Genomic DNA, 11,313 nt, shown 5'->3' on the forward strand with positions numbered 1-11,313 from the left:
ACCACCTCCTTCACCCCCTGTCGGTTTTGTGTGGGTGTTTTTTTTTTTTTAATTTTCTCTTTCTCGCGGGCGGGCGGGGGGCGGGCCCCCCCCCGACAAAGTCAACCTCCGGACGCAACCAAAGGCGCGATCGGCGAGACAAGAAACGGACCGTCCATGTTGCGATTCCTGCTCACGCGCATAGCGTCGGCAATACCGGTCCTAGCCATTTTGAGCCTGGTCACCTTTGCCATCATCCAGGCGCCGCCCGGCGATTATGCCGACTACATCCGCTCGCAGGCGATCAACCAGGGTGGAGCTTCCTTCGCCGAGGCCGACGCGCAGGCCAACGCCTATCGCATCGAGCATGGCCTCGATAAGCCGCTGCCCGTCCAGTATCTCAACTGGATCGGCGGCATCATCACCCGCGGTGATTTCGGCTACAGCCTCTACTACAACAAGCCGGTCGCCGATGTGGTCGGCGAGCGCCTGCCGCGCACGCTCATTCTGGCATTGGTCTGCCATCTGCTCGCCTCGGTGCTCGGCATCACATTCGGCATATGGGCGGCGACCCGGCAATACACCTGGATCGACTCGACACTTTCCGCGATCTCTTTCCTCGGCATGACGGTGCCGCGCTTCCTGATGGCGCTGATCATCGTCTATCTCCTGGTCTTCCAGTTCAACGTGTCGGAGATCGGCAGCTTCTTCTCGCCGCAATATGGCGGCGCGCCGTGGTCGTGGGCCAAATTCGTCGACCTGGTCAAGCATGTCTGGCCGGTCGTTGCGATCGCCACCTTCGGCGGCCTCGCCTACAACATGCGCATCATGCGCGGCAATCTGCTCGACACGCTGAACGCGCAATATGTCGAGACGGCCAGGGCCAAGGGGCTGACCGGTGCCGCCGTCGTCATGCGCCACGCCGTGCCCAACGCGCTGCACCCGCTCGTCATGTATCAGGGCGTGGTGCTGCCCTACATGCTAACCGGCGAGATCGAGACCGCGATCATTTTCGCGCTCCCGACCGTTGGCCCGGCGATCGTCGGTTCCATGGCTGTCGGCGACGTCTATGTCACCGCCACGTTCATGATGGTGCTGTCGGCGACGCTGATCGTCGGCAACATCATCGCCGACATGCTGCTCGTGCTGCTCGATCCGCGCGTGCGCCAGTTCGGGGAGGGTTAGATGCTGGCTTTCGACAATCTAACACCACCGCTGCCCGCCGAAGGCGTCATCGAGAAGCCGCAGCGCGGCAATGAGAGCTATATCGCCCTTGTCTGGCGCCGGTTGAAGCGCTCCTGGACCGGCATGGCCGGACTTTGGCTTGTCGTGCTCCTGTTGGTGATGGCCGTGTTCGCGGAGTTCATCGCGCCGATGGACCCGAAGGTCACGGATGTCGGCTTCGCTCCGCCGCAGGTGCCTGTTTTCCATGACAAGGACGGCGGTTTCACCGCGCGGCCGAGGGTCTATGCGCTGGCCGATTCGGCGGATCTCGATCCGGTCACCTTCCAGCCCGTCGTCGGCCCCGACTATGACCATCCAAGGCTGCTTGGTTTCTTCGTGCATGGCGCGCCCTACAAGCTGTTCGGGCTTTTGCCGGCGGACCGGCATCTGTTCGGCTCGCTGGACGGCCAGCCGGTGCATTTCCTCGGCACCGACAAGTTCGGCCGCGACGTGCTGTCGCGCGCCATCCATGGCTCGCGCGTCTCGCTTATGATCGCGCTGACGGTCGTCTTCATCATCACCGTCATCGGCACCACCGTCGGCATGGTCTCCGGCTATTTCGGCGGCAGGTTCGATGTCTGGATGCAGCGTTTCGTCGAACTGGTGCTCGCCTTCCCGCAACTGCCGCTCTATTTGGCGCTGACGACGTTGATCCCGGTTACCGCGCCTACCAACGTCTTCCTCGCTTTCGTCATCATCGTCATGTCGGCATTGGGCTGGGCGCAGATGTCGCGCGAGGTGCGCGGCAAGACTTTGGCGCTGGCACGGATCGAGTATGTGCGCGCCGCCATGGCGGTCGGCGCCACCGACCGGCGCATCATCATGCAGCACATCTTCCCCAATGTGATGAGCCATGTGATCGTCGCCGTAACGCTGGCGATCCCGACGGTGGTGCTGCTTGAATCCTTCCTCGGTTTCCTCGGCTTCGCCGTCAAGCCGCCGCTGATCTCGTGGGGCCTGATGCTGCAGGACACCGCGACCTATTCCGTCATCGGCACCTATCCCTGGATCCTGTCGCCGGTCGGTTTCGTGCTCGTCACCGTCTTTGCCTTCAACGCGCTCGGCGACGGCCTGCGCGACGCCGTCGATCCCTATTGAGGTGGAACAGATGACAGTCGCGCTCGCCGAAACCTTTGCACCAACCGTCCGTCACGACCATGACGGACGTCGGGACCAGCCCATCATCGACGCCCGCAACGTCGCCGTGGCCTTCAAGGTCGAGCATGGCGTCGTCGACGCGGTCAAGGACATCTCATTCCAGCTCTATCGCGGCGAGACGATCGCGATCGTCGGCGAATCCGGTTCCGGAAAGTCGGTGACGGCGCGCACCGTCATGGGCCTGCTGTCGCGGCGCGCCACGGTGTCGCCCGGGTCGAGCGTCTGTTACGACGGGCAAAACATCCTGAAGTTTCCCGAGAGCGCCCGGCGCAAGCTGCGCGGCAACCGCATCTCGATGATCTTCCAGGAGCCGATGAGCTCCCTCAACCCGATCTATACGGTCGGCAGCCAGATCGTCGAGGCGATCAGGGTGCATCGCAAGGTTAGCCGCAAGCGGGCCTGGGCGCGAGCACTGGAACTTCTGCAGCACGTGCAGATTCCCGATCCTGTCGCGCGGCTCAAGCAGTATCCGCACCAGCTATCGGGCGGACAACGCCAGCGCGTGATGATCGCCATGGCACTGGCCAACAATCCCGATGTGCTGATCGCCGATGAGCCGACCACGGCGCTCGATGTCACCGTCCAGGCGCAGATCCTGAACCTGATCCGCAGCCTGCAGAAAGAGCTGCGCATGGCGGTGATCCTGATTACCCACGACCTGACCGTCGTGCGTCAGTTCTCCGACTACGTCTATGTCATGCAGCATGGCGAAATGTGCGAGCACAACGTCACCGAACGGCTCTTCGCCGATCCGCGGCATCCTTACACGAGGCGGCTGCTGGCTTCCGAGCCGCGCGGACAGCCGAAACCGCTGCCTGAGGGCTGCGGCACCATTCTCGAGGCCAGCGGCGTGCGTGTCTCCTTCATGCTGCGCCACGGCACCTTCCTGAAACCGGACTGGCGCGAACTGGTCGCCGTCGACGATCTCAGCCTTAGCCTGTGCCGCCATGAGACGCTGGGGCTGGTCGGCGAGTCCGGTTCCGGCAAGACCACCTTCGGCCAGGCCCTGCTCCGGTTGATAGATACCAAGCGCGGCGAGATACGCTTCGATGGCAGGCCGATCCACGGCCTGTCGCGGGCCGAGATGCGGCCGCTGCGCTCGCGCATGCAGATCGTCTTCCAGGATCCGTTCTCCTCGCTCAACCCGCGCATGACGATCGGCCAGATCATCGAGGAAGGGCTGATCGTCAACAGCATAGGGGCGACACGGCGCGAGCGGGTCGATCGGGTGCGCGAGGCGCTGGTCAGCGCCGGCATGCCCGGCGATATACTGTCGCGGTTTCCGCACGAATTCTCCGGCGGCCAGCGGCAACGCGTCGCGATCGCCCGCGCCATCGCATTGGAACCTGAATTCATCCTGCTCGACGAGCCGACATCGGCGCTGGACCTGTCCGTTCAGGCGCAGATCATCGACCTGCTGCGCAAGCTGCAGGACGAGCGCGGCCTCAGCTACCTCTTCATCTCGCACGACCTCAAGGTGGTGCGTGCACTGTGCCATCGCGTCATCGTCATGCAGAACGGCAAGATCGTCGAGCAGGGCCCCGTCGACGACGTCCTGTCCAATCCCAAGACCGCCTACACCGAACGGCTCGTCAGGGCCGCTTTCGACGTGGCCTGAACATATGCCGGAGGTTAGCATGGCAAGAAATCCCAAGATCACTTTCATCGGCGCCGGCTCGACGGTGTTCATGAAGAACATTGTCGGCGACGTGCTGCAGCGCCCGTCGCTTTCGGGCGCGACGATCGCGCTGATGGACGTCAATCCGCAGCGGCTGGAAGAGAGCGCCATCGTCGTCAACAAGCTGATCGCGACACTCGGCGTCAAGGCAAAGACCGAGACCCATTCGGACCAGCGCACGGCGCTGGCCGGCGCCGACTTCGTCGTCGTCGCCTTCCAGATTGGCGGCTATGAGCCCTGCACGATCACCGATTTCGAAGTGCCGAAGAAATACGGCCTGCGCCAGACGATCGCCGACACGCTCGGCGTCGGCGGCATCATGCGGGGCCTCCGGACCGTGCCGCATCTGTGGAAGGTCTGCGAGGACATGCTCGCCGTCTGCCCGCAGGCGATCATGCTGCAATATGTCAATCCGATGGCGATCAACACCTGGGCGATATCAGAGAAATATCCCGAGATCAGGCAGGTCGGCCTCTGCCATTCGGTGCAGGGCACGGCAATGGAGCTGGCGCACGATCTCGACATTCCTTACGAAGAAATCCGCTATCGCTCGGCCGGCATCAACCACATGGCCTTTTATCTCAGCTTCGAGCATCGCCAGCCGGACGGTTCCTACCGCAATCTCTATCCAGATCTGGTGCGCGCCTATCGCGAAGGCCGTGCGCCCAAGCCTGGCTGGAACCCGCGCTGCCCTAACAAGGTGCGCTACGAGATGCTGACCAGGCTCGGCTATTTCGTCACCGAAAGCTCGGAACATTTCGCCGAATACACGCCCTATTTCATCAAGGACGGCCGCCCGGACCTGATCGAGAAGTACGGCATCCCGCTGGATGAATATCCCAAGCGCTGCATCGAGCAGATCGAGCGCTGGAAGGGGCAGGCGGAAGCCTATCGTTCGGCCGATCGCATCGAAGTCGAGCAGTCGAAGGAATATGCCTCCTCGATCATGAATTCGGTCTGGACGGGCGAACCGTCGGTGATCTACGGCAACGTCCGCAACAATGGCTGCATCACCTCGCTGCCCCGGGATTGCGCCGCCGAAGTGCCGTGCCTGGTCGATGCCTCCGGCATCCAGCCGACCTATATCGGCGAGCTGCCGCCGCAATTGACCGCGCTGATCCGCACCAACATCAACGTGCAGGAACTGACGGTGCGGGCGCTGATGACGGAGAACCGCGAGCACATCTACCATGCGGCGATGATGGACCCGCATACCGCCGCCGAGCTTGATCTCGACCAGATCTGGTCACTGGTCGACGACCTTCTCGCCGCTCACGGCGACTGGCTGCCGGCCTGGGCGCGCGTGGCGCGCAAGACCGAGGCCGCCTGACGCCTTATTTAGGAGCGTCGGGGTCGGTCTCTTCCTCGTCGTCGCGGGCCTTGATGACATAGGCGCCCTTCAGCCAGCGGTTGAGGTCGATGTCCTTGCAGCGCGTCGAGCAGAACGGAAAAGTGTCGCGCGCCGATGGCTTGCCGCATTCGGGGCAGGGGCGCTTGGGGCGCAAGGGCGTGACTTTGGGGTCGGAACTCATAGCCGTGCGCCTGACAGCCAGCCGCCATGCACCTTGAAGCCTTCGCCGCTCAACAGCGCCACCGTCTCATAGAGCGGCAGCCCGACGACGTTGGTGTAGGAACCGACCAGCTTGACGACGAACGCGCCGGCGAGACCCTGGACGGCGTAGCCGCCGGCCTTGCCGCGCCATTCGCCCGAGGCGACATAGGCGTCGATTTCCTCGCGCGGCAGCCGCTTGAAGCGCACCCGCGTCTCGACCAGCCGCTGGCGCAGTTTGCCGCCCGGCGTGATCAGGCAGATGCCGGAATAGACCCGGTGCGAACGGCCGGACAACAGCCCGAGGCAGTTGGCGGCGTCGTCGAGGGTTTCTGCCTTGGGCAGGATGCGCCGCCCGACGGCGACCACCGTGTCCGCGGCCAGCACGAAGCCCGGCGCGTAGTCGGCTTCGGTCTTCAGCGACGCGAACGCCTTCTCGGCCTTTTCCTTCGACAGCCGCTTGGCCAGCGAGCGCGGATGCTCTGCACGCAGCGGCGTTTCGTCGACATCGGCCGGCAGCACGCGGTCCGGCTCGATGCCGGCCTGCTGCAAGAGCTCGATCCGGCGCGGCGAACCCGAGGCAAGCACCAGCTTCTGCAAAATGCTCATCGCGGACCAGTCGGGCTTGGCTTACTTGAAACGATAGGTGATGCGGCCCTTGGTCAGGTCGTATGGCGTCATCTCGACCAGAACCTTGTCGCCGGTCAGCACGCGGATGCGGTTCTTGCGCATGCGGCCGGCCGTATGGGCAATGATCTCATGTTCGTTTTCGAGTTTTACCCGGAACATCGCGTTGGGCAACAATTCCGTCACGACACCCGGAAACTCGAGGACTTCTTCCTTCGGCATTCGATACCTTTGCTTGGATGGCAGTTCCGGCGCTTAGAGCATGATGCCGAAAAGTGTGGAGCGGTTTTCGGACGACATCATGCTCTACTTCTTGATTTAGAGGCGGATTCAGATTTCAGGTCGAACAGACCTGAAATCATCCGACTCTGCCGGAATTTCGGCGGAACCTATATGATAATCGCCCGCTTGTGAACACGCTTAATCCGTCGCGTTTTTTGCTTCCGGAAGAAAAAAACGTCGGCCTATGCGCAACTTCAGCCGCTCGCGCACGTCGCGATAACTGGCCATGATCTGTTCGCGCGTGCCGCCGGCATCGGTAGGGTCCGGCATCGGCCAGTATTCGACCTCGACGGCGAGCGAGCGGGTGAGTTCGAGAGCCGCGTGGTGCGCTTCCGGAGACAGCGTGACGATGAGGTCGAAATAGTCGTCCTCGAGATCGTCCATCGTCCTTGGGTGACGCTCGCCCAGTGTGAGACCCTCCTCGGCAAGGACCGCATCGACGAACGGATCGCGCTCGCCCGCGCGAACGCCGGCCGAGGCGACGAAGATGGTGGCAGGCAGCATCCGCCTCGCCAGTTGCTCCGCCATCGGCGAGCGCACGGCATTCATGCCGCACAGGAACAGGATCGAACGGGGAAGGACGCCGGGTGCCAGGGCTAGCCCCGCCAGTGAAGCACGCAGACCAGCGTGAACAGCCGGCGCGCCGTATCGAAGTCGATGTCGATCTTGCCGGAAAGCCGGTCCATCAGCGTCCGCGAGCCTTCATTGTGCAGGCCGCGGCGGCCCATGTCGATCGCCTCGATGTGGCTTGGCGTCGAGGAGCGGATGGCGTCATAGTAGCTTTCGCAGATCATGTAGTAGTCCTTGACGATGCGCCTGAGCGGCGTCAACGACAAGATATGGGTGACGACGGGGGCCCCATCCTCTCGCGCCACGGCAAAGACCAGGCGCTTCTCGGCCAGCGACAGTTTCAGCCGATAAGGGCCGGCGCCGCCGTCATTGACGGGTTGAAAACTGTTTTCCTCGATCAGGTCGAAGATCGCCACCGCGCGTTCATGCTCGACATCGGGTGTCGAACGGCCGATCGATTCATCGAGTTCGACATCGATCAGCCTGGCGCGGGTTTGATCGGAGTCGGACATGGCGGCCTACATGTTCAGCCGTATGGCGACGGAACGTGCATGTGCTTCAAGGCCTTCCGCCTTGGCCAGCGCGATCGCCGCCGGCGCCAAGATCCGCAACTGCTCCGGCCCAAGCTTGAGGATCGAGGTGCGCTTGACGAAATCGAGCACGGACAGCCCGGACGAGAAACGAGCCGAACGTGCCGTTGGCAGCACATGGTTGGAGCCGCCGACATAGTCGCCGATGGCTTCCGGCGTGTGGCGGCCGAGAAAGACGGCACCCGCATTGCGCATCCGCGACAGGAAACCCTCGGCATCGTCGATTGCCAATTCGACGTGTTCGGCGGCGATACGGTCGACCAGCGGCAGCGCTGCCTCGATCGTCGGCACCAGGATCACAGCGCCGAAATCGCGCCAGCTTGCCGCTGCCGTTTCGGCGCGCGGCAGGTTCTGCAACTGGCGTTCGACCGCCTGTTCGACGGCGATGCCGAAGGCCGGGTCGTCGGTGACCAGGATCGACTGCGCCGACGCATCGTGCTCGGCCTGGGCCAGCAAATCGGCGGCAATCCAGTCCGGGTCGTTGCTGCCGTCGGCCACGACGAGCACTTCCGACGGCCCGGCGATCATGTCGATGCCGACGGTGCCGAACACCTGGCGCTTGGCCGCTGCGACATAGGCATTGCCCGGACCGACGATCTTGGCGACCGGCTTTATAGTCTCGGTGCCATAGGCAAGCGCTGCGATCGCCTGGGCGCCGCCGACGCGGTAGATTTCGGACACGCCTGATATATCCGCGGCCACCAGCACCAGCGGGTTGATGATGCCGCCTGGCGCCGGCACGACCATGACGATGCGCTCGACGCCGGCCACCCTGGCCGGGACGGCGTTCATCAGCACCGAGCTTGGATAGCTCGCCGTGCCGCCCGGCACATAGAGCCCGACCGCCTCGATAGCCGTCCAGCGCCAGCCGAGCTCGACACCGGCGGCATCGGTATAGCGATCGTCCTTCGGCCGCTGCCGTTCGTGATGCGAGCGGATGCGGTCGCGCGCGAATTCCAGTGCCTCGATCGTTTTTGGGTCAGCGGCCTTGTAAGCCTGGGCGATGTCGTCCTTCGAGACGGCGATGCCTAATCCAGCCAGATCGGCGCGATCGAATTTCTGCGAATAGTCGATCAACGCCGCGTCGCCCTCTGCGCGCACGCGCGCGATGATGTCGCGCACCGCGGCATCGACATCGGCGGACACTTCCCGCTTGGTCAGGAGGAAGGCGGCGAAACGCTGCTCGAAATCGGCGTCGGACTGACGAAGCGTGATGGCCATCGGATGTTCAGGCCTTGTGGATCGGGCGCGAGCTGGCTTCCCACGCGCCGCCGATGTCGGCAAGGCGGGCCTCGATGCACTCGACATCGAGCATGATGGTGCCGCCGCCCGCAAAGATCAGCTCGACGATACCGGCCGGCTTGCTGATCTCGATGAAGCTGATCGCCAGCAGGGACAGGACCTCAGCCGGCTTGTCGCGGGCGATGCCGTTGGTCTTGGCACCAAGCACCCGGTCGAAATGCAGCACCGCCTGCCGCCGCTCATTGTGCTGGCGAAACAGGCCGGATTTGGCCTCCCAGACGAAACGGTTCATGGTCAGCAGGAAACGCTTGGCCGCGGGCAGGAATTCGAGGTCACTGACCTTCATCACGGCATCCTGGACATGGGCCGAAACGATGCTCAGATCCTGGTCGTCGAGCGCGATAAGCTTAAGGGCAGTCATGCGGATTTCGCACCTGAAGGTTGATAACTGAACCTTCTGTTAGGCGGTCTTTCCCGTCCGCGCAACCACACCGCAAGGCCTTGCGATTGGCCTATGCGGAAATCCGCTCGATCACCGCGCCGCAGTTGGACAGCTTTTCTTCCAGCCGCTCGAAGCCGCGGTCGAGATGGTAGACGCGGTTGACCGTCGTCTCGCCTTCGGCCGCCAGGCCGGCGATGACCAGTGAGACCGAGGCGCGAAGATCGGTCGCCATGACCGGCGCGCCCTTCAACTTCGGCACGCCGTCGACGATTGCCGTCTGGCCCGAAAGCGTGATGTGGGCGCCGAGCCGGGCCAGTTCCTGCACATGCATGAAGCGGTTTTCGAAAATCGTCTCGGTGATGCGCGACTTGCCCTTGGCCATCGTCATCAGGCCCATGAACTGCGCCTGCAAATCGGTCGGGAAGGCCGGGAACGGCGCTGTCGTCACGTCGACCGGCAAAATGCCCGCGCCGTTGCGCTTCACCCGAATGCCGGAATTGGTTTGCGTGATCTCCGCACCCGTCTGCGAGATCACGTCGAGCGCGGTCTGCAGCAGTTCGGGGCGTGCGCCCTCGAGCACGACGTCGCCGCCGGTCATTGCCACCGCCATTGCGTAGGTGCCGGTCTCGATACGGTCGGGAATGACGCGCACGCGGGCACCCGACAGCGATTCGACGCCATCGATGGTGATAACAGGCGTGCCGGCGCCGGAAATCTTGGCGCCCATGGCATTGAGGCACTCGGCGAGGTTGACGATTTCGGGTTCGCAGGCGGCATTTTCCAGCACCGTCTCGCCCTTGGCCAGGGCCGCGGCCATCATCAGCACATGGGTGGCGCCGACAGAGACCTTCGGGAACACATAGCGGTTGCCGACAAGGCGGCCATTTCGGGTTTTAGCGATGACATAGCCGGTGTCGACGTCGATATCGGCGCCCAGCGCCTGCAAGCCTTCGAGGAACAGATCGACCGGGCGCGTGCCGATGGCGCAACCGCCAGGCAGCGACACCTTGGCCTCGCCCATGCGGGCCAGCAGCGGCCCGATGACCCAGAACGACGCTCGCATCTTCGACACCAGCTCATAGGGCGCCGTCGTGTCGACGATGTTGCGGGCGGAGAAATTGATGGTGCGCGAATAGCCCTCATTCTGCTTCTCGCGGCGGCCATTGACCGAATAGTCGACGCCGTGATTGCCCAGGATGCGGATCAACTGTTCGACATCGGCCAGATGCGGCACGTTTTCCAGCGTCAGCGTGTCGTCGGTCAAAAGTGAGGCGATCATCAGGGGCAGGGCCGCGTTTTTCGCGCCCGAGATCGGAATGCTTCCGGAGAGCTTGTTGCCCCCGACAATTCTGATGCGATCCATGGAAGAACGTCCCTCTCGGCTCGAAAAAGCCGGTTCAATCGTTTGAGTAGCGGCCCGTCTAGACCATTGGCCAATCTGGTTCAAGGAATTGGCTGGTTGAAGAAATAGGATTTCGCCCCATCCCGGGCCAAGAGTGGCCGATTTGAGTTAATCTTTTTGTATTTCCTTTGCCGCGCCGAGCCCGTCCGGCCGCTGATCCGCATCGCCGGCGCGCCGCGAGCGCGACTGCGCCTTGCGTTTCTGCAAATTGGCGCGCAATTGCTCGGCCAGCCGGTCCTTGCGGTTGGCGCCGCTCTTTTTAGCTGGACCAGCCCTTTTCAGTGGAATTGTCTTGTCGTTCATCGTCCCGTCCCGGCCGGCGACCAGCCAACCCGTCAATCAGGGATAGCCAACATTGTGGCGCCGCCATGTCGATAAAAGCTATCCGGCAAAGGCTTTCACAGAAGCGTTGCACTTGGCCTTGCGCTTGCCGGTTCGATATGGCAGAAGCCCCGCCATCAGCGGCTGCGGTAGCTCAGTGGTAGAGCACTCCCTTGGTAAGGGAGAGGTCGAGAGTTCAATCCTCTCTCGCAGCACCATTCCAAGCCCTTGTTTGGAAACAACTACCGG

The 11,313-nt window shown here is 63.1% G+C and carries 13 protein-coding genes and 1 tRNA gene; 5 read left to right on the forward strand and 9 right to left on the reverse strand.

The window, feature by feature from the left end:
- Positions 1-156 precede the first annotated feature (156 nt).
- The 4 genes from NKH19_RS22895 to NKH19_RS22910 are packed head-to-tail and all read left to right on the forward strand — an operon-like array spanning position 157 to position 5,369.
- On the forward strand, positions 157-1,164 hold the full coding sequence (locus NKH19_RS22895; protein ID WP_352869701.1) for an ABC transporter permease: 1,008 nt from the start codon (positions 157-159) through the stop codon (positions 1,162-1,164).
- The gene (locus tag NKH19_RS22900; RefSeq protein ID WP_352869699.1) at positions 1,165-2,301 is read left to right on the forward strand and encodes an ABC transporter permease; all 1,137 of its coding nucleotides are present in this window, start codon (positions 1,165-1,167) and stop codon (positions 2,299-2,301) included.
- A 10-nt stretch (positions 2,302-2,311) separates the two neighbouring features.
- Positions 2,312-3,979 carry an ABC transporter ATP-binding protein gene (locus NKH19_RS22905; RefSeq protein ID WP_352869697.1) on the forward strand — a complete coding sequence of 556 codons (1,668 nt, stop codon included), beginning with the start codon at positions 2,312-2,314 and terminating at the stop codon, positions 3,977-3,979.
- A 19-nt stretch (positions 3,980-3,998) separates the two neighbouring features.
- Positions 3,999-5,369 (forward strand): alpha-glucosidase/alpha-galactosidase, encoded by a 1,371-nt coding sequence (locus NKH19_RS22910; RefSeq protein WP_352869695.1) that lies wholly within the window; start codon positions 3,999-4,001, stop codon positions 5,367-5,369.
- A 4-nt stretch (positions 5,370-5,373) separates the two neighbouring features.
- On the opposite strand, the gene yacG is transcribed toward NKH19_RS22910, so the two are convergent.
- The 9 genes from yacG to NKH19_RS22955 form a co-directional block, all read right to left on the reverse strand.
- Positions 5,374-5,571: a DNA gyrase inhibitor YacG gene (gene yacG, locus NKH19_RS22915; protein WP_352628423.1), complete on the reverse strand. Its 198-nt coding sequence runs from the start codon at positions 5,569-5,571 to the stop codon at positions 5,374-5,376.
- Positions 5,568-6,197 (reverse strand): Maf-like protein, encoded by a 630-nt coding sequence (locus tag NKH19_RS22920; RefSeq protein WP_127296630.1) that lies wholly within the window; start codon positions 6,195-6,197, stop codon positions 5,568-5,570. The genes yacG and NKH19_RS22920 overlap by 4 nt, the downstream gene beginning before the upstream one ends.
- A 21-nt stretch (positions 6,198-6,218) precedes the next feature.
- A complete protein-coding gene (infA, locus tag NKH19_RS22925; protein WP_006200926.1) occupies positions 6,219-6,437 on the reverse strand; it encodes a translation initiation factor IF-1 in 219 nt (72 codons plus the stop codon).
- 198 nt (positions 6,438-6,635) lie between these two features.
- Positions 6,636-7,106 (reverse strand): arsenate-mycothiol transferase ArsC, encoded by a 471-nt coding sequence (locus tag NKH19_RS22930; RefSeq protein ID WP_352982860.1) that lies wholly within the window; start codon positions 7,104-7,106, stop codon positions 6,636-6,638.
- The gene (locus NKH19_RS22935) at positions 7,094-7,579 is read right to left on the reverse strand and encodes a UPF0262 family protein (RefSeq protein ID WP_352869692.1); all 486 of its coding nucleotides are present in this window, start codon (positions 7,577-7,579) and stop codon (positions 7,094-7,096) included. Before NKH19_RS22935 ends, NKH19_RS22930 begins: the two co-directional genes overlap by 13 nt.
- Positions 7,580-7,585: 6 nt before the next feature.
- Positions 7,586-8,878, reverse strand: coding sequence for a histidinol dehydrogenase (gene hisD, locus NKH19_RS22940; protein WP_352869690.1), 1,293 nt, complete (start codon positions 8,876-8,878; stop codon positions 7,586-7,588).
- 7 nt (positions 8,879-8,885) lie between these two features.
- Positions 8,886-9,320: a DUF2948 family protein gene (locus NKH19_RS22945; protein WP_352869688.1), complete on the reverse strand. Its 435-nt coding sequence runs from the start codon at positions 9,318-9,320 to the stop codon at positions 8,886-8,888.
- 91 nt (positions 9,321-9,411) lie between these two features.
- Positions 9,412-10,704 (reverse strand): UDP-N-acetylglucosamine 1-carboxyvinyltransferase, encoded by a 1,293-nt coding sequence (gene murA, locus NKH19_RS22950; RefSeq protein ID WP_352869686.1) that lies wholly within the window; start codon positions 10,702-10,704, stop codon positions 9,412-9,414.
- A 147-nt stretch (positions 10,705-10,851) separates the two neighbouring features.
- Positions 10,852-11,046: a hypothetical protein gene (locus NKH19_RS22955; RefSeq protein WP_352869684.1), complete on the reverse strand. Its 195-nt coding sequence runs from the start codon at positions 11,044-11,046 to the stop codon at positions 10,852-10,854.
- Positions 11,047-11,207: 161 nt separating this feature from the next.
- On the opposite strand from NKH19_RS22955, the gene NKH19_RS22960 reads away from it, so the two are divergent.
- Positions 11,208-11,282, forward strand: a tRNA-Thr gene (locus tag NKH19_RS22960).
- Positions 11,283-11,313: the final 31 nt, after the last annotated feature.

Origin of the sequence: Mesorhizobium sp. M1338 (assembly GCF_040318045.1) — a bacterium.
Lineage (GTDB): Bacteria > Pseudomonadota > Alphaproteobacteria > Rhizobiales > Rhizobiaceae > Mesorhizobium.